25 protein-coding genes and 2 pseudogenes are annotated in these 23,933 nt (G+C 52.4%); 15 read left to right on the forward strand and 12 right to left on the reverse strand.

The annotated features are described in order from the left end of the window. The 6 genes from BFF42_RS19305 to pspA all read right to left on the reverse strand — a co-directional run. On the reverse strand, nt 1-155 hold a 155-nt coding region (locus BFF42_RS19305), incomplete at its 3' end, for an IS1 family transposase (protein ID WP_001348782.1). 356 nt (nt 156-511) lie between these two features. Then, nucleotides 512-826, reverse strand: a complete 315-nt coding sequence (gene pspE, locus BFF42_RS19315) for a thiosulfate sulfurtransferase PspE (protein WP_000473109.1) — start codon at nt 824-826, stop codon at nt 512-514. A gap of 74 nt (nt 827-900) precedes the next feature. Continuing rightward, a complete protein-coding gene (gene pspD, locus BFF42_RS19320; protein WP_001359759.1) occupies nt 901-1,122 on the reverse strand; it encodes a phage shock protein PspD in 222 nt (73 codons plus the stop codon). A gap of 8 nt (nt 1,123-1,130) precedes the next feature. Further along, nucleotides 1,131-1,490, reverse strand: a complete 360-nt coding sequence (gene pspC, locus BFF42_RS19325; protein ID WP_000907387.1) for an envelope stress response membrane protein PspC — start codon at nt 1,488-1,490, stop codon at nt 1,131-1,133. Beyond that, on the reverse strand, nt 1,490-1,714 hold the full coding sequence (pspB, locus tag BFF42_RS19330; protein WP_001274964.1) for an envelope stress response membrane protein PspB: 225 nt from the start codon (nt 1,712-1,714) through the stop codon (nt 1,490-1,492). Before pspB ends, pspC begins: the two co-directional genes overlap by 1 nt. A gap of 53 nt (nt 1,715-1,767) precedes the next feature. Beyond that, on the reverse strand, nt 1,768-2,436 hold the full coding sequence (pspA, locus tag BFF42_RS19335; RefSeq protein ID WP_000511025.1) for a phage shock protein PspA: 669 nt from the start codon (nt 2,434-2,436) through the stop codon (nt 1,768-1,770). Between the two features lie 166 nt (nt 2,437-2,602). Here pspA and pspF point away from each other — a divergent pair, with 166 nt between their 5' ends. Continuing rightward, nucleotides 2,603-3,580, forward strand: coding sequence for a phage shock protein operon transcriptional activator (gene pspF, locus BFF42_RS19340; RefSeq protein WP_039059300.1), 978 nt, complete (start codon nt 2,603-2,605; stop codon nt 3,578-3,580). Between the two features lie 119 nt (nt 3,581-3,699). Here the strand turns inward: pspF and puuE are convergent, their stop codons facing one another. The 5 genes and pseudogenes from puuE to puuD all read right to left on the reverse strand — a co-directional run. Then, nucleotides 3,700-4,965, reverse strand: coding sequence for a 4-aminobutyrate transaminase (gene puuE / locus BFF42_RS19345; protein WP_000069217.1), 1,266 nt, complete (start codon nt 4,963-4,965; stop codon nt 3,700-3,702). Between the two features lie 37 nt (nt 4,966-5,002). Then, a complete protein-coding gene (puuB, locus tag BFF42_RS19350; RefSeq protein WP_039059292.1) occupies nt 5,003-6,283 on the reverse strand; it encodes a gamma-glutamylputrescine oxidase in 1,281 nt (426 codons plus the stop codon). A 1-nt stretch (nt 6,284) separates the two neighbouring features. After that, nucleotides 6,285-7,772, reverse strand: coding sequence for an aldehyde dehydrogenase PuuC (gene puuC / locus BFF42_RS19355; RefSeq protein ID WP_001009105.1), 1,488 nt, complete (start codon nt 7,770-7,772; stop codon nt 6,285-6,287). A 274-nt stretch (nt 7,773-8,046) separates the two neighbouring features. Further along, nucleotides 8,047-8,604, reverse strand: a complete 558-nt coding sequence (puuR, locus tag BFF42_RS19360; protein ID WP_001278727.1) for an HTH-type transcriptional regulator PuuR — start codon at nt 8,602-8,604, stop codon at nt 8,047-8,049. Between the two features lie 179 nt (nt 8,605-8,783). Further along, a pseudogene (puuD, locus tag BFF42_RS19365) lies at nt 8,784-9,394 on the reverse strand (gamma-glutamyl-gamma-aminobutyrate hydrolase); the annotation flags it as partial. A 212-nt stretch (nt 9,395-9,606) separates the two neighbouring features. On the opposite strand from puuD, the gene puuA reads away from it, so the two are divergent. From puuA to rnb, 13 genes and pseudogenes are all read left to right on the forward strand, one after another. Next, a complete protein-coding gene (puuA, locus tag BFF42_RS19370) occupies nt 9,607-11,025 on the forward strand; it encodes a glutamate-putrescine ligase (RefSeq protein ID WP_012421333.1) in 1,419 nt (472 codons plus the stop codon). Nucleotides 11,026-11,173: 148 nt separating this feature from the next. Next, nucleotides 11,174-11,338, forward strand: a complete 165-nt coding sequence (locus BFF42_RS19375; RefSeq protein WP_128622410.1) for a YmjE family protein — start codon at nt 11,174-11,176, stop codon at nt 11,336-11,338. Then, a complete protein-coding gene (puuP, locus tag BFF42_RS19380; protein ID WP_012421357.1) occupies nt 11,328-12,713 on the forward strand; it encodes a putrescine/proton symporter PuuP in 1,386 nt (461 codons plus the stop codon). The genes BFF42_RS19375 and puuP overlap by 11 nt, the downstream gene beginning before the upstream one ends. Before the next feature lie 133 nt (nt 12,714-12,846). After that, nucleotides 12,847-13,092, forward strand: coding sequence for a YmjA family protein (locus tag BFF42_RS19385; protein WP_001015099.1), 246 nt, complete (start codon nt 12,847-12,849; stop codon nt 13,090-13,092). 312 nt (nt 13,093-13,404) lie between these two features. Continuing rightward, nucleotides 13,405-15,048, forward strand: a complete 1,644-nt coding sequence (gene sapA, locus BFF42_RS19390; protein WP_001250213.1) for an ABC transporter substrate-binding protein SapA — start codon at nt 13,405-13,407, stop codon at nt 15,046-15,048. Further along, nucleotides 15,045-16,010 carry a putrescine export ABC transporter permease SapB gene (gene sapB, locus BFF42_RS19395; RefSeq protein ID WP_000583277.1) on the forward strand — a complete coding sequence of 322 codons (966 nt, stop codon included), beginning with the start codon at nt 15,045-15,047 and terminating at the stop codon, nt 16,008-16,010. The genes sapA and sapB overlap by 4 nt, the downstream gene beginning before the upstream one ends. Further along, nucleotides 15,997-16,887 carry a peptide ABC transporter permease SapC gene (gene sapC / locus BFF42_RS19400; protein WP_001146163.1) on the forward strand — a complete coding sequence of 297 codons (891 nt, stop codon included), beginning with the start codon at nt 15,997-15,999 and terminating at the stop codon, nt 16,885-16,887. The genes sapB and sapC overlap by 14 nt, the downstream gene beginning before the upstream one ends. Next, nucleotides 16,887-17,878, forward strand: a pseudogene (gene sapD / locus BFF42_RS19405) (peptide ABC transporter ATP-binding protein SapD). Before sapC ends, sapD begins: the two are co-directional and overlap by 1 nt. 1 nt (nt 17,879) lies before the next feature. Further along, nucleotides 17,880-18,686 (forward strand): peptide ABC transporter ATP-binding protein SapF, encoded by an 807-nt coding sequence (sapF, locus tag BFF42_RS19410; RefSeq protein ID WP_000573407.1) that lies wholly within the window; start codon nt 17,880-17,882, stop codon nt 18,684-18,686. A 67-nt stretch (nt 18,687-18,753) separates the two neighbouring features. Beyond that, nucleotides 18,754-19,107, forward strand: coding sequence for a DUF559 domain-containing protein (locus BFF42_RS19415; RefSeq protein WP_000968844.1), 354 nt, complete (start codon nt 18,754-18,756; stop codon nt 19,105-19,107). 367 nt (nt 19,108-19,474) lie between these two features. Beyond that, nucleotides 19,475-20,263, forward strand: a complete 789-nt coding sequence (gene fabI / locus BFF42_RS19420; protein WP_000506487.1) for an enoyl-ACP reductase FabI — start codon at nt 19,475-19,477, stop codon at nt 20,261-20,263. Nucleotides 20,264-20,407: 144 nt separating this feature from the next. Beyond that, nucleotides 20,408-21,535: a carboxymuconolactone decarboxylase family protein gene (locus BFF42_RS19425; RefSeq protein ID WP_024258588.1), complete on the forward strand. Its 1,128-nt coding sequence runs from the start codon at nt 20,408-20,410 to the stop codon at nt 21,533-21,535. A gap of 67 nt (nt 21,536-21,602) precedes the next feature. Further along, entirely contained in the window at nt 21,603-23,537 is a 1,935-nt protein-coding gene (gene rnb / locus BFF42_RS19430) for an exoribonuclease II (RefSeq protein ID WP_000484972.1), read from the forward strand. 77 nt (nt 23,538-23,614) lie between these two features. Here rnb and BFF42_RS19435 read toward each other — a convergent pair whose 3' ends face one another. Next, nucleotides 23,615-23,719, reverse strand: a complete 105-nt coding sequence (locus BFF42_RS19435) for a hypothetical protein (RefSeq protein WP_000221855.1) — start codon at nt 23,717-23,719, stop codon at nt 23,615-23,617. Nucleotides 23,720-23,778: 59 nt separating this feature from the next. On the opposite strand from BFF42_RS19435, the gene BFF42_RS19440 reads away from it, so the two are divergent. Then, nucleotides 23,779-23,933 (forward strand): IS1 family transposase (locus BFF42_RS19440; RefSeq protein WP_001348782.1); only part of this gene is annotated, 155 nt, incomplete at its 3' end.

The raw sequence follows: 23,933 nt of genomic DNA on the forward strand, positions 1-23,933 counted from the left end.
GTACCGGGCTGAGAGGCGGTGTAAGTGAACTGTAGTTGCCATGTTTTACGGCAATGAGAGCAGAGATAGCGCTGATGTCCGGCAGTGCTTTTGCCGTTACGCACCACGCCTTCAGTAGCGGAGCAGGAAGGACATCTGATGGAAATGGAAGCCACGCAAGCACCTTAAAATCACCATCATACACTAAATCAGTAAGTTGGCAGCATTACCCTCAAGACGCGTTACAAGTTTCTGTAAATGAGTTGCGGTAAATGTTCCACCGTAGATTTCGTCCAGGTAATAAGTAATTTTCTGTTTCATGTTGCCTTTCAGTGGTAGCGATCCCATGAAACGAGAGACTACTCCGCAGAAAATAAACTGTCAATTGAGCACAAGAGTTTTAGTCACGCAGGAAATCATTTTTTACCAGGGAAAAAGCGTATTTGTGAGCTGACGCAAATAATCTATGGGGATGTAAATAAGGTGTGACAGAAAAAAAACGGCGCATAAGCGCCGCTCATGGTGAATTCTTTTAACCTTTGACCTTCGGCATTGCGATGTCTTTCAAGCCACCGGCGTTCTCAACGTGGGTATATCCCATCTCGCTAAGGATCTCTTTTGCTTGCCCTGACTGGCGTCCGGCATTGCAATACACTTTCACGGTGTCGTTTTTATCCGGAACGGCGGTGGCAATGCGCTCTTTCACTTCCTTCAGGGGAATATTGATGGCCCCCTGAACGTGCTCTTGCTGATACTGCTCTGGAACACGAACATCGATCCAGTGTTCAGCGGCGAAAACGGGCAGTGAAAACACCAGTGCCAGAGCAAGTAAGCCTTTTTTAAACATGTAAACGTCCTTCTATGGATGAAAATTGCCATCCATTATACGCCTGAGATTTAACAATTTTTGCGAAACTCCCCTCACCTTTTATAACGCTGTGCCAGTTTATTAGCAGCCCGACTTAACAGCGGTTCCAGCGCCACAGCCAGCAACATTTTCAGCGGTCGGCGAGCAACTGATTTTATCGCCCAGCCCGCTACACCCGCCGGGCCATAGCGCAGTGCGGTAAGAAGTACCAGCTTGCCTGCTAATTTGAAACCAAGCTTTACCTTTTGCCCGGCCTGTTGCCAGCGAGTATTCATAACTTTCCTCACAGTTGACGGAAACGGCTACGTAACGTGAAAGTATCGGAAGTGACATAACGTTCCATCTCGCGTAAACGCGTTTCACTTGCCGCCAGTTCACGGTCGACTTCATCCAGCAATTCGCTGCTGGAGGGTAGCTGCTCACCAAAGGCCATGTTGTCCGGCATTGGATCAAGCGCAAATGACAAAATGATGTAAGCAACCAGGGTAAACAGCGCCAGACCGAAGAAAATCGACAGCACCACCAGGATACGCACCAGTTTTACCGGTACATCAAAATAGTTGGCAATCCCGGCGCAGACGCCGCGGACCATGCCCTGCTGTGGAATACGCCATAATTTTTTATTGAGATTAATGCCCGCCATTAGCGATCCCTCCAGTTCGGATGTTCTGCATCAAGAATAGATTCCAGCGCCTGAATACGTTCGCGCATCCGTTTTGCTTCATCAACCAGTTGCGCTAATCGCTGCTGCTCACTTTGCGACAATTCACTGCGACCAGAACGATTGCTGTAATGCAGCCATAACCAGATCGGTAAAACAAACAGCACAAAAATGGTTAACGGAATAGCCAGAAATAGCGCGCTCATAAGTACTCCTTAGACGATGAGCGGCGGCGCGTTCGGAGGCCGCCTGGATGTTATTATTGATTGTCTTGCTTCATTTTGGCTTTTAATTGTGCCAGTTGTTCGCTGATTGCATCATCGGCTTTCAGTTCGGCAAACTGATCGTCCAGCGATTTTTGTTTACCGAAGCTGTGGCTTTCTGCTTCCGCTTCCATCTGGTCAATACGACGTTCGAAAGATTCGAAACGAGCCATTGCTTCATCCAGTTTGCCACTGTCCAGCTGACGACGCACATCGCGCGACGAGTTTGCCGCCTGATGGCGTAACATCAATGCCTGCTGGCGAGCGCGTGTTTCGCTCAATTTGTTTTCCAGCTCACCGATCTCTTTCTTCATGCGTGCCAGCGTATCGTCCACCAGCGTCACTTCATGTTCCAGACTCTTAATCAGATCGGTCAGTTTCTGTTTTTCAATTAACGCCGCACGTGCCAAATCCTCTCTCTCTTTCAGCAGCGCCAGTTCGGCTTTTTCCTGCCATTCAACTTCACGCGCCGACGCTTGTTCAATACGGCGAGTCAGCTGTTTCTTTTCTGCCAACGCACGCGCCGAAGTAGAACGTACTTCAACCAGAGTATCTTCCATCTCCTGGATCATCAGACGCACCAGTTTCTGTGGATCTTCCGCTTTCTCTAACAGAGCGTTGATGTTGGCATTCACGATGTCGGCAAAGCGAGAAAAAATACCCATAATGTTGTCCTCTTGATTTCTGCGTTCAGGATTGTCCTGCTGAACTGTTAATACAATTTGCGTGCCAATTTTTTATCTTTTTGATTTATAAAGATCTGATTGAAGAATCATCAGCAACATGCCAGGATGAATTAGCGAATTACACTAACAAGTGGCGAATTTCATCATGGCAGAATACAAAGATAATTTACTTGGTGAGGCGAACAGCTTTCTCGAAGTGCTGGAACAGGTTTCGCATCTCGCACCGCTGGACAAACCGGTGCTCATCATCGGCGAACGCGGCACCGGTAAAGAGCTGATTGCCAGCCGCCTGCATTATCTCTCCTCCCGTTGGCAAGGGCCGTTTATTTCCCTTAACTGCGCGGCGTTAAATGAAAATCTGCTGGATTCCGAACTGTTTGGTCACGAAGCGGGGGCGTTTACCGGTGCGCAAAAACGTCATCCAGGGAGATTTGAACGTGCCGACGGCGGTACGCTATTTCTTGATGAACTCGCTACGGCACCGATGATGGTGCAGGAGAAATTATTGCGCGTGATTGAGTACGGTGAACTGGAGCGCGTTGGCGGCAGCCAGCCATTGCAGGTGAATGTGCGGTTGGTATGCGCGACGAATGCCGATCTCCCGGCGACGGTCAATGAAGGCACTTTTCGCGCTGACCTGCTCGACCGACTGGCTTTTGATGTTGTACAACTGCCACCACTGCGCGAGCGCGAAAGCGACATAATGTTGATGGCAGAACACTTTGCCATCCAGATGTGTCGGGAAATCAAGCTGCCTCTGTTCCCGGGGTTTACGGAGCGCGCCAGAGAAACATTGCTGAATTATCGTTGGCCGGGAAATATTCGTGAATTGAAAAACGTGGTGGGACGTTCAGTGTATCGCCACGGCACCAGCGATTATCCGCTTGATGACATCATTATTGATCCCTTTAAACGGCGTCCGCCTGAAGACGCTATCGCCGTTTCAGAAACCACCTCGCTTCCAACACTGCCGCTGGATTTACGTGAGTTTCAGATGCAGCAGGAAAAAGAGTTGCTGCAACTCAGTTTGCAACAAGGGAAATATAACCAGAAGCGCGCGGCTGAATTACTGGGGTTAACTTATCATCAGTTCCGCGCGTTGTTGAAAAAGCACCAGATTTAGCGAAGTTGAGCAATACAACTTGCCGGATGCGGCGTGAATGCTTTATTCGGCATACATAATCAATAAGTCGTTTGCAGGCCTGATAAGCGCAGCGCATCAGACATTATTGCGTTGGGCTATTAATCGCTCAGCGCATCCTGCAAAATTTTCATTGCCGCATCGAATTGCGCATCCGGGATGGTCAGCGGATACAGGAAGCGAATCACGTTGCCGTATGCGCCACAGGTCAGCAGGAGCAGCCCCTGCGCCAGCGCGCGTTGCTGGATTTTCTGTGCAATCGCCGCTGACGGCTCGCCCGTTTGCGGATCGTTAAACTCTGCCGCAATCATCGACCCCAGGCCGCGTACCGCAGCAATGGCCGGAACGCTTTCTTTGGCATCAATCAACGTGTTTTTGAGACGCTGGCCCAGTTGATTCGCGCGTTCGCAGAGTGATTCTTTGTCGATAATATTGAGCACCGCGTGCGCGGCAGCCACCGCCAGCGGGTTCCCGGCGTAGGTGCCACCCAACCCGCCCGGCGCGGGCGCGTCCATAATATTCGCGTTACCGACCACGCCCGAAAGCGGCATCCCGCCCGCGAGGCTTTTCGCCATCGTCATTAAGTCCGGCTTATCGGCGTAATGATCCATGGCAAACAGTTTACCGGTACGCGCAAAGCCGCTTTGCACTTCATCGGCAATCATCACAATACCGTGCTCGTCGCACAGGCGGCGAATGGCGGCAACCAGCTCTTTTGGCGCAACGTTGAAACCGCCCTCGCCCTGCACCGGTTCGAAAATAATGGCCGCCACCTGCTTCGCTTCAATGTCCGATTTAAACAAGCATTCGATGGCGTCGAGGGAGTCCTGTGTTGAAATGCCGTGTAAATCTGACGGATAAGGTACGTGATACACCGAACCAGGGAACGGGCCGAAGCCGATTTTGTACGGCGCAACTTTTCCGGTCAGCGCCATGGTCATATATGTACGACCGTGGAAGCCGCCGCTAAACGCAATCACGCCAGGTCGTCCGGTATGGGCGCGAGCAATTTTCACCGCGTTTTCCACCGCTTCCGCGCCGGTAGTGAAGAATGCGGTTTTAGCCTGCCCGCTCACTGGGGCAAGGGCGTTAATTTTCTCCGCCAGCGTGACGTAGCTTTCGTACGGCACAATCTGATACGCCGTGTGGGTAAACTGTTGCAATTGCTGCTCCACCGCCGCGACCAGATCAGGGTGGCGATGCCCGGTATTCAGCACCGCAATGCCTGCGGCGAAATCGATGTATTCGTTGCCCTCTACGTCCTTCAGCGTAGCGTTTTCTGCCGACTGGGCGAAGAAGTTACACATCACGCCAACCCCGCGTGGGGTAGCAGAAAGACGACGCTGATGGAATTCATTGTTGCTCATGTTTCACACCTTTTGACTCTTCACTGTTAATCGGAAATTAAACGCCCAGACGATCGCGCAGGCTGTAATAAGCCGCGCCCATCGCGGTAAATGGCACGCGCAGCGTGCGCCCGCCGGGGAACGGGTAATGCGGCAGATTGGCGAAGGCATCGAAACGCTCGGCGTCACCGCGCAGCAGTTCAGCAATCAAACGCCCGGCGAGGTGGGTACAGGTGACGCCGTGGCCGCTGTAGCCCTGCATGTAATAGATGTTGGTATCGAGGCGACCGAACTGCGGCATCCGTGAAAGGGTCAGCAGGAAGTTGCCCGTCCAGCGATAGTCGATTTTGACGCCCTTCAGCTGCGGGAAGGTTTTCAGCAGTTTCGGCACAACAAGACGCTCAACGTCATCCGGGTCGCGCGCGCCGTAGACCACGCCGCCGCCGTACAGCAAACGGTTGTCGGCGGTAAGACGGTAGTAATCAAGCAGATAATTACAGTCTTCCACACAGTAGTTTTTCGGGATCAGCGAACAGGCTAAATCTTCCGACAGCCGTTCGGTGGTGATCACCTGCGTGCCGCACGGCATGCTGCGTTTCGCCAGTTCCGGCTCTACTTTATCGCCCAGATACGCATTCCCGGCGACAATCACATACTTCGCCGTCACCTGACCTTTGGCAGTGCGCACAACGGCTGGCGTGGTGTGCTGGATCTGCGTCACGGCAGAAAGTTCATACACGCGCCCGCCGTTGAGGCGGATGGCGTCCGCTTCGCCAATGGCGAGGTTTAGCGGGTGAATATGCCCACCGCTGTGATCCAGCAGCGCACCGGTATAGCGATCGCTGGCTACTTCACGGCGAATGGCGTTGGCGTCCAGCAATTCCAGCTGTTTATTGCCGTAGCGTTCCCAGTTCTCTTTCTGCTCTTCAAGTGTGGCGAGCTGTTTATCATTCATCGCCACAAACAGGCCGCCGGGGCGGTAGTCGCAGTCAATCTGATAACGTTTGATACGTTCGCGGATGATCTCACCACCTTCGAACATCATGCTGCCGAGCATAGGGGCGGTGTCCATGCCGTAGCTTTTTTCGATCACGTCGATGTCGCGGCTGTAGGAGTTCACAAGCTGCCCGCCATTGCGCCCGCTTGCGCCAAAGCCGATGCGTGAGGCTTCGAGAACCACTACGTCAAAGCCCGCTTCCGCCAGATGCAGCGCGGAGGAGAGCCCGGTATAGCCGCCGCCAACCACGCAAACGTCGCAGGTGATTGACTCATTCAGGGTGTCGAATGGCACGTATTTATTCGCACTGGCGGCGTAATAACTGCTGGTATGTTCGGTCATTTCAGGCCTCCAGGCTTATCCAGATGGTTTTCAGTTCGGTGAATTTTTCAAGGGCATGCAGGGATTTGTCGCGACCGTTGCCGCTCTGCTTATAGCCGCCAAACGGCACGGTCATATCGCCGTCGTTGTAGTTATTGACGAAGACGGAACCGGCTTTCAGGCGGCGGCTCATACGGTGCGCGCGGGAGAGGTCGCGCATCCATACCGCCGCGCCAAGGCCGTACTGGCTGTCGTTGGCAAGCTGTAGCGCCTGTTCTTCTGATGTGAAACGCGTGACCACCAGCACCGGACCGAAAATCTCTTCGCGGCTTAAGGACGCATTCGGGTCTACATCCACAAAGATGGTCGGGCCGATGGCGGCAGCCAGCCCGGCGTTACGGCCATCCAGCAGCAGTTGCCCTTTGCCTTCGCCCTCACGAATAAAGCTATGGACCGAGTCGGCGTGGGCGCAGTCGATTAAAGTGCCCATGGTGGTTGCGGGGTCAAGCGGATGGCCCGGCTGCCAGTTTTGCGCCTGCTGTTTTAACAGGGCTAAGAATTCATCGGCGATGCTCTCTTCCAGCAACAGGCGTGTTCCGGCGATGCACACCTGACCCTGGTTGTAGAAGATGCCTGCTGCGGTGGAGCTCGCCGCTTTTTGCAGATCCGAACAATCGGCGAAAACGATGTTGGCGCTTTTGCCGCCCGCTTCCAGCCAGACGCGTTTCATGTTGCTGTCGCCCGCATCTTTCAGCAGCTGTTTCCCGGTACGGGTTGAACCGGTAAAGGCAATGGCGTCGATATCGTTATGACGCGACAGCGCCTGCCCCGCTTCATGACCAAAACCCGTCACCACGTTCAACACACCATCCGGCAAGCCTGCTTCTTTCGCCAGCCCCGCGAGACGAATCGCACTGAGCGGTGATTTTTCAGACGGTTTTAGAATCACGCTGTTTCCCGCCGCCAGCGCCGGGCCGAGTTTCCAGCAAGTCAGCAACAGCGGGAAGTTCCACGGCACGATGGCGGCAATCACGCCGACCGGTTCACGCACGATCATCGCCAGCTCATGGCTACTGGTGGTCGCCACTTCGCCATACACTTTGTCGATCGCTTCGGCGTACCAGCGAATGGCGCGCGCCGCGCCGGGAATATCATCACGCAGACTGTGACGAATCGGTTTGCCGGTGTCGAGAGTTTCCAGCAGTGCCAGCTCTTCGGCGTGGGCCTCCATTAAATCGGCGAGTTTATTCAGTACCGCTTTACGTTTAGCCGGAGAAGAGAGTGACCAGTCGCCGCGTTCAAATACGCCGCGTGCTGCGCTCACCGCACGGTCGATATCGACGCTCTTGCCGCGGGCAATTTTCGCCAGCGGTGCTTGGGTGACCGGATCAACGGTTTCAAAGGTTTCATTTTCCGCCGCAGCAGTATATTCACCGTTAATAAATAAGCGGTTTTCAATGGCGAGACTTAACGCTTTATCCTGCCAGTAAGCCAGATGATGAAAATTCATTATGACTCCTGTTTCACGTCTATCAGATATATGCAGTTTGTGAACGTAAGGGCGCAGAGATCCCCGGGCCGTATGCCCGTTTATTTCTGGCGACATTCTTTATATACACTTCATCCTTCAAGCCGCCTCTGCCTTGGCTGCGTTCGCACCCCCGAATCACTTACCTGAGTAAGCTCATCGGGATTCGCTCACTTGCCGCCTTGATGCAACTTGAATGATTTTGTGTATAGATTGCCGGGCGCATTGCGCTTACCCGGCTTACAGAACAAAAAGATTAAAACGTGGTGGGCGTATGGGCGCTGATAATTCGGCAAATACCTGCCGACGTATTACTGAAACTGTGCGGGATGCCGGTATTAATGGCATAACTTTGACCCGCGACGAGGTGGTAATCCTGACCATTAATCGTCAGAACAATTTCACCTTCCAGTACTGTGCCTATTTCCTCACCCTGATGCTTAATTCTTTCCCCAGTGGTTGTGCCCGGCTGGTACGTTTCAAAGATCATCGCCAGCGTGCGATTCGGGTTACCGTTATGAACCAGCTTCATTGACACACCCTGACTGCCCATCTCAATTAAGTCGTCCTGATTAATGACGACCTGCGGCTCATCAGGTTTTTCCGGCTCGGAAAAGAATTCCGAGAGTGACAGACCATACACCTTCAGCAGCTTTTGCAGCGTACTGATGGCAGGGCTGACTTTATCTTGTTCTATCGTACTGATAGCACTGTGAGTCAGCCCGGAGAGTTCGGCGGCACGACGTTGTGAAAGCCCCTGCTGCTGGCGGATTTCCGACAAGCGTTTTCCTGGCGCCAGTCCCTCATCACTCATATTTGCATTTCCTTAAACTGTAGTGGTCAGAGTCGCTGTTTTTCAGCGATATGGTGCTGACAAGCGGTGATAAAGCCCTCGAACAATATACGCGAAAGCGCGTACTCGCTACTGTTCCATTCCGGGTGCCACTGTACGCCCAGCGCAAAAGGATGATTGATGACGCTAACCGCCTCAACTAAGCCATCCGGCGAGCGAGCTTCAACACGCAACCGTGGGCTAACGACCTTCGCCCCTTGTCCATGTAGAGAGTTTACCCAAAAGTTGCTACATTCAGGTAACAACGCAGACAGTAATCCCCCCTCTTCAACCTGAACTTCATGCGACGGTGCATATTGCTGTTCCACCGGCAGTTCGGATCTTCCCGATGTTCCAGCAATTCAGGCTGTTCGCACAGCTTGCGATGCAACGAACCACCGGTTGCCACCACCAGTTCTTGTAAACCCCGGCAGATGGCGAAAATGGGGATGCGCCTTTCAAGTGCGGCATTAATTATCGCCATGCTCAGAAGATCACGCCCGGGATCGGCGTCAGGCTCATCGCCGTTTTCACCATATAGGTGCGGCTGCACATTGCTGGGACTACCAGGAAGATAAATGCCATCGAGTTTCGGCAAAAGTTGTTCAAGTAACGACGGTTCCGCCAGCGCATGTGGTAGCGCAATTGGCAAGCCGCCTGCGTGGATGATGGCATTCAGGTACTTTTCTTGCAGAGTCTGGGTCGCATGACCCTTAAGCCTGTTCCTGCACATTACGACACCGATAACCGGATTGTTCATTATATTTTCCATGCTCAATCTCACAAAGTGGACTAAATTATCGCCATTACTGCGCTTTAAATGACCTTTATGTTCAATATTTTTTTCAATCTAGCAGTGGGTTTTCATTTTTGAAAACTAAATTTAACATTTGACAAACATTTAGTTTGCATGCAGATTCGAATGATGGTCATTATATTTTACGCTTTGATAACGAGCGGAAAACAAACCAAAGGCGAAGAATCATGGAAACCAATATCGTTGAAGTAGAGAACTTTGTTCAGCAGCCAGAAGAGAGGCGGGGTAGCGCCTTTACGCAGGAAGTGAAACGCTACCTGGAGCGCTACCCGAATACGCAATATGTTGATGTTTTACTTACTGATTTGAATGGTTGCTTCCGTGGAAAACGTATCCCTGTTTCAAGCCTGAAGAAGTTGGAGAAAGGGTGTTATTTCCCGGCCTCGGTGTTTGCAATGGATATTCTGGGCAACGTAGTAGAAGAAGCGGGTCTGGGTCAGGAAATGGGCGAGCCGGATCGTACTTGTGTTCCTGTTCTCGGTTCCTTAACCCCTTCTGCCGCCGATCCAGAGTTTATCGGTCAGATGCTCCTGACCATGGTCGATGAAGATGGCGCTCCCTTTGACGTTGAGCCGCGGAACGTTCTTAACCGCCTGTGGCAGCAGCTACGCCAGCGCGGATTGTTCCCGGTTGTAGCGGTAGAGCTGGAGTTCTATTTACTGGATCGTCAGCGCGACGCTGAAGGGTATCTGCAACCGCCCTGCGCGCCCGGCACCGATGACCGCAATACACACAGCCAGGTTTACTCCGTTGATAACCTCAACCACTTCGCCGACGTGCTCAATGATATTGATGAACTGGCGCAGTTACAGTTAATTCCCGCCGACGGTGCGGTCGCCGAAGCCTCGCCGGGTCAGTTTGAAATCAACCTTTACCATACCGATAACGTGCTGGAAGCCTGCGATGATGCGCTGGCGCTAAAACTCCTGGTGCGTCTGATGGCAGAAAAGCATAAGATGCACGCCACTTTTATGGCGAAGCCGTATGAAGAGCACGCGGGCAGCGGGATGCATATCCATATCAGTATGCAAAATAATCGTGGCGAGAATGTGCTTTCTGACACAGAAGGCGAAGATTCGCCGCTGCTGAAAAAGATGCTCGCCGGGATGATTGACCTGATGCCGTCGTCGATGGCGTTGCTGGCACCAAACGTGAACTCGTATCGCCGCTTCCAGCCGGGAATGTATGTGCCGACGCAGGCGTCGTGGGGCCATAACAACCGCACCGTCGCCCTGCGTATTCCGTGCGGCGACCGTCATAATCACCGCGTGGAATATCGCGTGGCGGGTGCCGATGCCAACCCATATCTGGTGATGGCAGCGATTTTTGCCGGTATTTTGCATGGCCTTGATAACGAGCTGCCGTTGCAGGAAGAAGTCGAAGGCAACGGGCTGGAACAGGAAGGCTTACCCTTCCCGATTCGCCAGAGCGATGCCCTGGGTGAGTTTATCGAGAATGATCACCTGCGCCGCTATTTAGGCGAACGGTTTTGCCATGTGTATCACGCCTGTAAAAATGATGAGCTGTTGCAGTTTGAGCGCCTCATCACAGAAACAGAAATTGAGTGGATGTTGAAAAACGCATAGTACCCCTTGCGGGGTTGTTTCATCAACCTGAGCGGAGCCAGGCCTGACATTTGCTGGTAATCCAGACATTTCCCGGATGTCGCGTTATGGAGCGCAGGCGGCAACGGGCTTCCGTTAACGATTAAGACTGTGACGAGGAAATGAGATGATGCCGATGATTAAATCCCCGCATGGCGAGGGAGGCTGCGTATGCGCCCCTCCTGCTACTGACTGGACTCCGTCCCCTTTGCTTCCCTTGCTAAACAGGTTTGATTTCAGGTCGACACGACCGCAAACCTTATTACGCAGGGGAGGCAGCAATTATGGCTATTAATTCACCACTGAATATTGCTGCGCAACCCGGCAAAACCCGTCTGCGAAAATCACTGAAATTGTGGCAGGTGGTGATGATGGGTCTGGCCTATCTCACGCCGATGACCGTATTTGATACTTTTGGTATTGTCTCCGGCATTAGCGACGGTCACGTTCCGGCGTCCTATTTGCTGGCGCTGGCGGGCGTGCTGTTTACCGCTATCAGCTACGGCAAACTGGTTCGCCAGTTTCCGGAGGCCGATTCGGCCTATACCTACGCGCAAAAGTCGATTAACCCGCACGTCGGATTTATGGTCGGCTGGTCATCGCTGCTGGATTATCTCTTTTTGCCGATGATCAACGTCTTGTTGGCGAAAATCTATCTCTCCGCCCTCTTCCCGGAAGTGCCGCCGTGGGTGTGCGTAGTAACCTTCGTCGCCATTTTAACCGCCGCGAATCTGAAGAGCATCAACCTAGTCGCTAACTTCAATACCCTGTTTGTACTGGTGCAAATCTCCATCATGGTGGTGTTTATCTTCCTGGTAGTTCAGGGACTGCATAAAGGAGAAGGCGTTGGCACCGTCTGGTCACTTCAGCCGTTTATCAGCGAGAACGCGCACCTGATCCCGATTATTACCGGGGCGACGATTGTCTGTTTCTCCTTCCTCGGTTTCGATGCGGTGACCACGCTTTCGGAAGAGACGCCGGACGCCGCACGCGTGATCCCGAAAGCCATCTTCCTGACGGCGGTCTACGGTGGCGTTATCTTTATCGCGGCGTCGTTCTTTATGCAGCTGTTCTTTCCCGATATCAGCCGCTTTAAAGATCCGGATGCCGCACTGCCTGAAATTGCGCTGTACGTCGGCGGCAAGCTCTTCCAGTCGATTTTCCTCTGCACCACGTTTGTGAACACGTTAGCCTCTGGCCTGGCTTCACATGCCAGCGTGTCGCGTCTGCTGTATGTGATGGGGCGTGACAATGTGTTTCCGGAGCGCGTGTTTGGCTATGTGCACCCAAAATGGCGGACTCCGGCACTCAACGTCATTATGGTCGGGATTGTCGCGTTGTCGGCGCTGTTCTTCGATTTAGTTACCGCCACAGCGTTAATTAACTTCGGTGCTCTGGTGGCGTTTACCTTCGTGAATCTGTCGGTGTTTAATCATTTCTGGCGGCGTAAAGGAATGAATAAAAGCTGGAAGGATCACTTCCACTATTTGCTGATGCCGCTGGTTGGCGCGCTGACGGTGGGTGTGCTGTGGGTTAACCTCGAGTCAACGTCACTGACACTCGGTCTGGTATGGGCTTCGTTAGGCGGCGCATATTTATGGTATCTGATCCGCCGCTATCGCAAAGTGCCGTTGTATGATGGTGACAGAACGCCGGTGAGTGAAACGTAATAGTCGGATGCGCGGCACATTATCCTGCCTGAGGGTAATGCACCGCGCCATTAACTATAAAAAGATGTATGACCCGGATCACGAGTGCTATCATCCGCCCTTATGCTTAGCGCATTAACCCCAGGGGCAAATAATGAACCATGATATCCCGCTAAAATATTTTGATATTGCCGATGAGTACGCGACCGAATGCGCAGAGCCTGTCGCAGACGCTGAACGCACACCGCTGGCCCACTACTTCCAGTTACTGCTCACCCGTTTGATGAACAATGAAGAGATCAGCGAAGAAGCCCAACATGAAATGGCTGCTGAAGCGGGGATTAATCCCGTACGCATTGATGAGATCGCAGAGTTTTTGAATCAATGGGGTAATGAGTAATTATTTAATTGCAGACGATCGGTCAGTATCGTTGTCCGGATAAAGCGTTCACGCCGCATCCGGCTAACAATGACACGCACTGCAGCGTGCTTTAATGGGTTTCTCACGATCGTACCGCTCTGCTCCTCGCTAAGTTGTTCTGTGAGTTATAGTTATAGAGAAAGCACGGGTACGAATGTTGAACAGATGGCGACGCCACCTGTTCAACGACCAACCACACGGCCCTCATTACGCCCCCTGAACACAAACGGTAATGGCAAATGTCATTAAATATTAGTAAGATAGCCTCTTTACATAAAATCCCTTAATATTATGCGCCAGGTATTATCGTCTCTTTTGGTGATTGCTGGACTTGTGAGTGGTCAGGCAATCGCCGCGCCTGAATCCCCCCCGCATGCTGATATCCGCGACAGCGGTTTTGTCTATTGCGTCAGCGGGCAAGTCAACACCTTTAACCCATCCAAAGCGAGCAGTGGGTTAATTGTCGATACCCTTGCCGCCCAGTTTTATGATCGACTGCTGGATGTCGATCCCTATACCTATCGCCTGATGCCGGAACTTGCCGAAAGCTGGGAAGTACTCGACAACGGCGCGACCTATCGCTTCCACCTGCGTCGCGATGTTCCGTTTCAAAAAACCGACTGGTTTACTCCCACTCGTAAAATGAATGCCGACGATGTGGTGTTTACCTTCCAGCGAATTTTTGACCGCAACAACCCGTGGCATAACGTCAACGGCAGCAACTTCCCCTACTTCGACAGCCTGCAATTTGCCGATAACGTGAAAAGCGTCCGCAAACTGGATAATCATACCGTTGAGTTCCGACTCGCCCAGCCGGATGCTTCTTTTTTGTGGCACCTCGCAACCCATTATGCTTCGGTCATGTCGGCAGAATATGCCCGGAAGTTAGAGAAAGAAGATCGCCAGGAGCAACTCGACCGTCAACCGGTCGGCACCGGTCCGTATCAGTTGTCGGAATACCGCGCCGGGCAATTTATTCGCCTACAACGTCATGATGACTTCTGGCGCGGTAAACCGTTAATGCCGCAGGTAGTGGTGGATTTAGGCTCCGGCGGCACCGGACGTCTGTCGAAACTCCTGACCGGGGAATGCGACGTTCTGGCCTGGCCTGCTGCCAGCCAGCTATCCATTTTGCGTGACGACCCGCGCTTGCGTTTAACGCTGCGTCCTGGGATGAACGTCGCCTATCTGGCATTTAACACCGCCAAACCGCCGCTAAATAATCCCGCTGTCCGCCATGCACTGGCACTGGCGATTAATAACCAGCGCCTGATGCAATCCATCTATTATGGTACGGCTGAAACGGCGGCCTCTATTTTACCGCGCGCCTCGTGGGCCTATGACAACGAGGCTAAAATTACTGAATACAATCCGGCGAAATCGCGCGAACAGTTGAAGGCGTTGGGGCTGGAAAACTTAACGCTGAAACTGTGGGTGCCCACACGTTCGCAGGCGTGGAACCCCAGTCCACTGAAAACTGCCGAACTGATTCAGGCGGATATGGCGCAGGTTGGCGTAAAAGTGGTGATTGTGCCGGTAGAAGGTCGCTTTCAGGAGGCGCGGTTGATGGATATGAGCCATGATCTGACGTTATCCGGTTGGGCGACGGACAGTAACGACCCGGACAGTTTCTTCCGTCCTTTACTGAGCTGTGCGGCAATTCATTCACAGACCAACCTCGCCCACTGGTGCGATCCGAAATTCGACAGCGTGTTGCGTAAGGCGCTCTCCTCGCAGCAGCTGGCGGCGCGTATTGAAGCCTATGACGAAGCGCAGAGTATTCTGGCGCAGGAATTGCCCATTTTGCCGCTGGCGTCGTCATTGCGTTTGCAGGCCTATCGGTACGATATCAAAGGTCTGGTACTTAGCCCGTTTGGTAACGCCTCCTTTGCTGGGGTGTATCGCGAGAAACAGGATGAGGTGAAAAAACCATGATTATCTTCACCTTACGCCGCATTTTGTTATTGATTGTCACCTTGTTCCTGCTGACCTTCGTTGGCTTCAGCTTGAGCTATTTCACCCCTCATGCGCCGTTACAAGGCGCGTCACTGTGGAATGCCTGGGTGTTCTGGTTTAACGGCCTGATCCACTGGGATTTTGGTGTTTCCAGCATTAACGGTCAACCGATTGCCGAACAGTTAAAAGAGGTCTTCCCGGCGACGATGGAACTGTGCATCCTCGCCTTCGGTTTTGCGCTGATTGTTGGCATCCCCGTGGGGATGATTGCCGGGATTACGCGCCATAAGTGGCAGGATAACTTGATCAACGCCATCGCCTTACTGGGCTTTTCAATCCCGGTGTTCTGGCTGGCGCTTCTGTTGACGCTGTTTTGTTCACTCACGCTAGGTTGGTTGCCCGTTTCAGGGCGTTTCGATCTGCTCTACGAAGTGAAACCGATTACCGGTTTTGCGTTGATTGATGCCTGGCTTTCGGACTCACCATGGCGGGATGAAATGATCATGAGCGCAATCCGCCATATGATATTGCCCGTGATCACCCTGTCGGTTGCGCCAACAACTGAAGTGATCCGCCTGATGCGTATCAGCACTATCGAAGTGTATGACCAGAACTATGTAAAAGCGGCGGCGACCCGCGGTTTGTCGCGCTTTACTATTTTGCGTCGCCACGTTCTGCATAACGCGTTACCGCCGGTTATTCCTCGCCTGGGCTTACAGTTTTCCACCATGCTGACGCTGGCGATGATCACCGAAATGGTTTTTAGCTGGCCGGGTTTAGGGCGCTGGTTAATTAACGCCATCCGCCAGCAGGATTACGCAGCCATTTCCGCCGGAGTGATGGTGTGTGGCTCACTGGTCATTATTGTTAACGTGATTTCTGATATTTTGGGTGCCATGGCTAACCCTCTGAAACATAAGGAATGGTATGCCTTACGATAGCGTATACAGCGAAAAGCGCCCGCCGGGCACGCTGCGTACCGCCTGGCGCAAATTTTATAGTGACGCCTCTGCGATGGTCGGCCTGTACGGCTGCGCGGGGCTGGCTGTACTGTGTATTTTTGGCGGCTGGTTTGCGCCTTACGGCATCGACCAGCAATTTCTCGGTTATCAATTATTGCCGCCATCATGGTCGCGCTATGGCGAAGTTTCTTTCTTCCTGGGGACTGACGACCTCGGACGCGATGTTTTAAGCCGTTTACTGAGCGGAGCTGCGCCAACCGTGGGTGGCGCATTTGTGGTGACGCTTGCCGCGACGATCTGTGGCCTGGTACTGGGCACCTTCGCCGGGGCGACACACGGCCTCCGCTCAGCGGTGCTTAACCATATTCTGGATACCTTACTGGCGATCCCTTCGCTGCTGTTGGCAATTATCGTTGTAGCGTTTGCCGGACCGAGTTTGTCCCACGCTATGTTTGCTGTCTGGCTGGCATTGCTGCCGCGTATGGTACGTTCGATTTACAGCATGGTGCATGACGAACTGGAAAAAGAGTACGTTATCGCCGCCCGTCTGGATGGCGCATCAACGCTGAATATTCTCTGGTTTGCTGTGATGCCAAACATCACCGCCGGGCTGGTCACCGAGATCACCCGCGCACTGTCGATGGCAATTCTCGATATCGCCGCGCTGGGCTTTCTCGATCTCGGCGCACAACTCCCCTCGCCTGAATGGGGAGCGATGCTCGGTGATGCGCTGGAACTGATTTATGTCGCCCCGTGGACTGTCATGCTGCCAGGTGCGGCAATTATGATTAGCGTGTTGTTGGTTAACCTCCTTGGCGATGGCGTTCGTCGTGCGATTATTGCGGGGGTGGAATAATGCCATTACTCGATATTCGTAACCTGACCATTGAATTTAAAACCGGTGATGAGTGGGTTAAAGCCGTCGACCGGGTAAGTATGACCTTAACCGAAGGTGAAATCCGCGGTCTTGTTGGTGAATCCGGTTCCGGCAAGAGTTTGATTGCGAAAGCGATTTGTGGGGTGAATAAAGATAACTGGCGTGTTACTGCTGACCGTATGCGTTTTGATGATATCGATTTGCTGCGTCTCTCCGCACGCGAACGGCGCAAACTGGTTGGCCATAACGTGTCGATGATTTTCCAGGAACCGCAGTCGTGTCTTGACCCTTCAGAACGTGTGGGTCGCCAGTTGATGCAAAACATCCCAGCCTGGACCTATAAAGGCCGTTGGTGGCAGCGTTTTGGCTGGCGCAAACGCCGTGCCATTGAACTGCTGCACCGCGTGGGGATTAAAGATCACAAAGATGCGATGCGCAGTTTTCCCTATGAGTTGACCGAAGGTGAATGTCAGAAAGTGATGATAGCCATTGCACTGGCGAATCAACCGCGTCTGCTGATTGCTGACGAACCGACCAACTCAATGGAGCCAACAACCCAGGCGCAAATCTTTCGCCTGCTGACGCGTCTCAACCAAAACAGCAATACCACTATTTTGCTTATCAGCCATGACTTACAAATGCTTAGCCAATGGGCAGATAAAATTAACGTGCTTTACTGCGGTCAAACAGTGGAAACCGCGCCGAGTAAGGAGTTGGTGACGATGCCACATCATCCTTATACCCAGGCGCTGATCCGCGCGATACCAGACTTCGGCAGCGCGATGCGCATAAAAGTCGCCTCAATACTCTGCCCGGCGCTATCCCACTGCTGGAACAGTTACCGATTGGTTGTCGTCTGGGGCCACGTTGCCCGTATGCACAACGAGAATGCATTGTGACGCCACGTTTGACGGGGGCGAAAAATCATCTCTATGCCTGTCATTTCCCGCTGAACATGGAGAAAGAGTGAGATGATCGAAACGCTGCTTGAAGTGCGTAATTTAAGTAAAACGTTCCGCTACCGGACCGGCTGGTTTCGCCGTCAGACCGTAGAAGCGGTAAAACCCTTGAGCTTTACGCTACGTGAAGGCCAGACACTGGCGATTATTGGCGAGAATGGTTCGGGTAAATCCACGCTGGCAAAAATGCTGGCGGGAATGATAGAGCCTACCAGCGGCGAGTTATTGATTGACGATCATCCACTGCATTTTGGCGATTATTCCTTCCGCAGTCAGCGTATTCGCATGATTTTTCAGGATCCTTCGACCTCGTTGAATCCCCGTCAACGTATCTCGCAAATTCTGGATTTTCCACTGCGCCTGAACACCGACCTGGAACCGGAACAGCGTCGCAAACAGATTATTGAAACGATGCGTATGGTTGGGCTGCTACCGGATCACGTCAGTTACTATCCGCATATGTTGGCACCCGGACAAAAACAGCGTCTGGGTCTGGCGCGCGCGCTGATATTGCGCCCAAAAGTCATTATTGCCGATGAAGCACTCGCTTCACTGGATATGTCGATGCGTTCGCAGTTGATTAATCTGATGCTGGAGTTACAGGAAAAACAGGGCATTTCGTATATTTATGTTACCCAGCATATCGGAATGATGAAGCACATTAGCGACCAGGTGCTGGTGATGCATCAGGGCGAGGTTGTCGAGCGAGGCAGCACCGCGGATGTGCTGGCATCGCCGCTGCATGAACTCACCAAACGGCTGATTGCCGGGCACTTTGGCGAAGCATTGACAGCGGATGCGTGGCGTAAAGATCGCTAATTTTCTGAATCCTCCTTCCAGATTATCCACCTCATTCTGACAAGAGATTAAATCTTGTCAGAATGAGGTGATGGATAAAATAAAATCAAATGCGCGTGATTTAAGACGCAATCTCACTTTGCAGGAACGAAAGCTCTGGCGATATCTTCGCAGCCGACGTTTTGGTGATTTCAAATTTCGCCGTCAACATCCGGTGGGGAGCTACATTCTCGATTTTGCTTGCTGCTCGGCGCGCGTAGTCGTTGAGCTGGATGGTGGGCAGCATGATTTGGCAGTTGCCTATGATACCAGGCGCACTAGCTGGCTTGAGTCGCAGGGCTGGACCGTGCTGCGTTTCTGGAATAACGAGATTGATTGTAATGAGGAGGCGGTGCTGGAGATTATTCTGCAGGAACTGAACCGCCGATCACCCTCACCCTGAAAGGGCGAGGGGGCCGACCGAGCCGAATAGCTGTTGTGGTGAAAACATGGAGACAGTGCTGGAGAATATTCGGCAAGGTCTGAACCATCCCAGCCATCGCCATAAAAGGGTTAGGGGCTGTATGAGCCTGTTTGTTGCTGGGGTAACAATATTTGCACAATATGGTCCCCTCGCCCCTCTGGGGAGAGGGTTAGTGTAAGGGGAAAAGCGCCCACCCTGCCGCAGCCTGCTCCGGTCGGACCTGGCAACTATAGCTACTCACAGCCAGGTTGATTATAATAACCATTTATCTGTTCGTACTGTTTACTAAAACGACGAATCGCCTGATTTTCAGGCACAACAAGCATCAACAATAAGGATTAAAGCTATGGGTTTTCTTTCCGGTAAGCGCATTCTGGTAACCGGTGTTGCCAGCAAACTATCCATCGCCTACGGTATCGCTCAGGCGATGCACCGCGAAGGAGCTGAACTGGCATTCACCTACCAGAACGACAAACTGAAAGGCCGCGTAGAAGAATTTGCCGCTCAATTGGGTTCTGACATCGTTCTGCAGTGCGATGTTGCAGAAGATGCCAGCATCGACACCATGTTCGCTGAACTGGGGAAAGTTTGGCCGAAATTTGACGGTTTCGTACACTCTATTGGTTTTGCACCTGGCGATCAGCTGGATGGTGACTATGTTAACGCCGTTACCCGTGAAGGCTTCAAAATTGCCCACGACATCAGCTCCTACAGCTTCGTTGCAATGGCAAAAGCTTGCCGCTCCATGCTGAATCCGGGTTCTGCCCTGCTGACCCTTTCCTACCTTGGCGCTGAGCGCGCTATCCCGAACTACAACGTTATGGGTCTGGCAAAAGCGTCTCTGGAAGCGAACGTGCGCTATATGGCGAACGCGATGGGTCCGGAAGGTGTGCGTGTTAACGCCATCTCTGCTGGTCCGATCCGTACTCTGGCGGCTTCCGGTATCAAAGACTTCCGCAAAATGCTGGCTCATTGCGAAGCCGTTACCCCGATTCGCCGTACCGTTACTATTGAAGATGTGGGTAACTCCGCGGCATTCCTGTGCTCCGCTCTCTCTGCCGGTATCTCCGGTGAAGTGGTCCACGTTGACGGCGGTTTCAGCATCGCTGCAATGAACGAACTCGAATTGAAATAATCATTCTGTTGGTAAATATTGGGCGGCGTTCTGCCGCCCGTTATCTCTGTTATACCTTTCTGATATTTGTTATCGCCGATCCGTCTTTCTCCCCTTCCCGCCTTGCGTCAGGATAACGATTTCCTTTACGACCAAGGAGCGCCCATGGAACAACGCCACATCACCGGCAAAAGCCACTGGTATCATGAAACGCAATCCAGTACTGCGGAGTATGACGTTCTGCCTCTGGTCCCGGAAGCCGCAAAGGTCAGCGATCCCTTTCTGCTCGACGTGATCCTTGATGAAGAAACGCTGGCTCCCTTCCTTTCATGGCTGGTCCCTGCGCGCGTTCTTGCAGTGGAATTGTTCCCTGACCAGCTTACCGTGACCCGTTCACAGACCTTCACCGCTTATGAACGCTTGTCTACGGCCCTGACGGTTGCTCAGGTTTGCGGCGTCCAGCGGTTATGTAACTACTATTCGGCGCGACTTACGCCGCTCCCCGGGCCTGATTCCTCTAGGGAAAGCAATCATAGGTTGGCACAAATCACGCAATATGCCCGCCAACTGGCTAGCTCGCCTTCTATTATCGACAACCGATCGCGCCAGCATCTGAATGACGTCGATCTTACTGCCTGGGACTGTGTGATCATTAACCAAATCATTGGTTTTATTGGCTTTCAGGCGCGGACCATTGCGACATTTCAGGCTTATCTCGGGCACCCGGTACGCTGGTTACCCGGTCTGGAAATACAAAACTACGCCGACGCGTCACTGTTTGCTGATGAATCAATACGCTGGCGAAGCAGCTATGAGGTGGAAAAACTACCTGAAGAGTACACAAAAAGTTCAACAGCAGAACTTTGCCAACTGGCCGAAACACTCTCTCTCCACCCTATTTCACTTTCCCTTCTCGAAAGGTTGTTAAACAGTACACGGGTTAATACACAGCCGGATAATAAGCTTGCGGCGTTGTTATGCGCGCGGATAAATGGCAGTCCTGCTTGTTTTGCCGCCTGTATGGATTCATCAAATGAATATAAAAAAATCAGCCCCCTTCTGCGCAAGGGCGAAAATGAAATTAACCAATGGGCTGACCGTCATTCTGTTGAGCACGCTACCGTTCAGGCGATACAATGGCTGACCCGAGCACCCGATCGCTTTAGCACCGCCCAGTTCAGCCCTTTACTCGAACACGAACAATCATCAACGCAGATTATTAATCTGCTGGTATGGAGCGGGCTGTGTGGCTGGATAAATCGCTTAAAAATCGCGTTGGGTGAGACATATTAACCTTGCCGCGTCAGACAGATTCGCGTAAAACTGTCAGCCGCTCTAATGGCCACCAAAATAGACAATTATGTTTCAGGACAACCCGCTGCTAGCGCAGCTTAAACAGCAACTGCATTCCCAGACGCCACGCGCTGAAGGGGTGGTAAAAGCCACAGAAAAAGGCTTTGGCTTCCTGGAAGTCGACGCGCAAAAAAGTTATTTCATTCCGCCGCCGCAGATGAAAAAAGTCATGCATGGCGACCGAATTATCGCGGTGATCCACAGTGAAAAAGAACGTGAATCCGCAGAGCCAGAAGAACTGGTTGAACCGTTCCTGACTCGTTTCGTGGGTAAAGTTCAGGGCAAAAATGACCGTCTGGCCATCGTTCCTGATCATCCACTCTTAAAAGACGCCATTCCTTGCCGCGCAGCCCGTGGCCTGAACCACGAGTTTAAAGAAGGCGACTGGGCGGTTGCCGAAATGCGCCGTCATCCGCTGAAAGGCGATCGTTCTTTCTATGCTGAATTGACACAATACATCACTTTTGGTGACGACCACTTTGTACCGTGGTGGGTTACACTTGCGCGCCATAATCTGGAAAAAGAAGCACCAGACGGCGTCGCTACCGAAATGCTCGATGAAGGTCTGGTTCGTGAAGATCTGACCGCGCTGGATTTTGTCACCATCGACAGTGCCAGCACAGAAGATATGGATGACGCCCTTTTCGCTAAGGCGTTGCCGGATGACAAACTTCAGCTGATTGTGGCGATTGCCGATCCAACCGCGTGGATTGCTGAAGGCAGCAAGCTGGACAAAGCCGCGAAAATTCGCGCATTCACCAACTATCTGCCTGGCTTCAACATCCCTATGCTGCCTCGCGAGCTTTCTGACGATCTCTGCTCACTGCGCGCCAATGAAGTCCGCCCGGTACTGGCATGCCGCATGACGCTCTCCGCTGATGGCGCCATTGAAGATAATATCGAATTCTTTGCCGCCACCATCGAATCCAAAGCAAAGCTGGTGTATGACCAGGTTTCTGACTGGCTGGAAAATACCGGTGACTGGCAGCCTGAAAGTGAAGCAATTGCCGAACAAGTCCGTTTGCTAGCGCAAATTTGCCAACGCCGCGGCGAGTGGCGTCATAACCACGCACTGGTGTTTAAAGATCGCCCGGATTACCGCTTTATTCTCGGTGAAAAAGGTGAAGTGCTGGATATCGTCGCCGAGCCTCGTCGCATTGCCAACCGTATCGTCGAAGAAGCGATGATTGCCGCTAACATTTGTGCGGCCCGCGTACTGCGCGATAAGCTCGGTTTTGGCATCTATAACGTGCATATGGGCTTTGATCCGGCGAATGCCGACGCGCTGGCAGCGTTGCTGAAAACGCACGGTCTGCATGTCGATGCCGAAGAAGTGCTCACGCTGGACGGTTTCTGCAAACTGCGTCGTGAACTGGACGCGCAACCAACTGGTTTCCTCGACAGCCGCATTCGTCGCTTCCAGTCATTTGCTGAAATTAGCACTGAACCCGGTCCTCACTTTGGCCTCGGTCTGGAAGCATACGCCACCTGGACTTCGCCGATCCGTAAATATGGCGACATGATCAACCACCGTCTGCTGAAAGCGGTTATCAAAGGCGAAACTGCGACGCGCCCACAGGATGAAATCACTGTCCAAATGGCCGAGCGTCGCCGTCTCAACCGGATGGCAGAACGTGATGTTGGTGACTGGTTATACGCACGCTTCCTGAAAGACAAAGCCGGGACCGACACCCGTTTCGCAGCGGAAATTGTCGATATCAGCCGTGGCGGCATGCGTGTGCGTTTGGTTGATAACGGCGCTATCGCCTTTATTCCGGCACCTTTCTTACACGCTATGCGCGATGAACTGGTTTGCAGCCAGGAAAACGGCACTGTACAAATTAAAGGTGAAACGGTTTACAAAGTAACTGACGTTATTGACGTCACCATTGCCGAAGTCCGCATGGAAACCCGCAGCATTATTGCGCGCCCGGTCGCGTAATCTCCTTTCACGGCCTATTCCTCATGGATGGGCCGTTTATTTCCCCGCTCTACCTTCGTTATATCCAGGCAGATTTTTTAACTGACTTTCGTTTGAAAACTGGCGTTTTTCCAAAACTGGATTACAAATAAATATATAAAAAAAACAATGCGTTTAGCCGCCGTTAATTTCATGTAAGTCATGTTGGGTAATGCTGCCAACTTACTGATTTAGTGTATGATGGTGATTTTAAGGTGCTTGCGTGGCTTCCATTTCCATCAGATGTCCTTCCTGCTCCGCTACTGAAGGCGTGGTGCGTAACGGCAAAAGCACTGCCGGACATCAGCGCTATCTCTGCTCTCATTGCCGTAAAACATGGCAACTACAGTTCACTTACACCGCCTCTCAGCCCGGTAC

The organism is Shigella sp. FC1661 (assembly GCF_001712525.1).
Taxonomy (GTDB): domain Bacteria; phylum Pseudomonadota; class Gammaproteobacteria; order Enterobacterales; family Enterobacteriaceae; genus Escherichia; species Escherichia coli.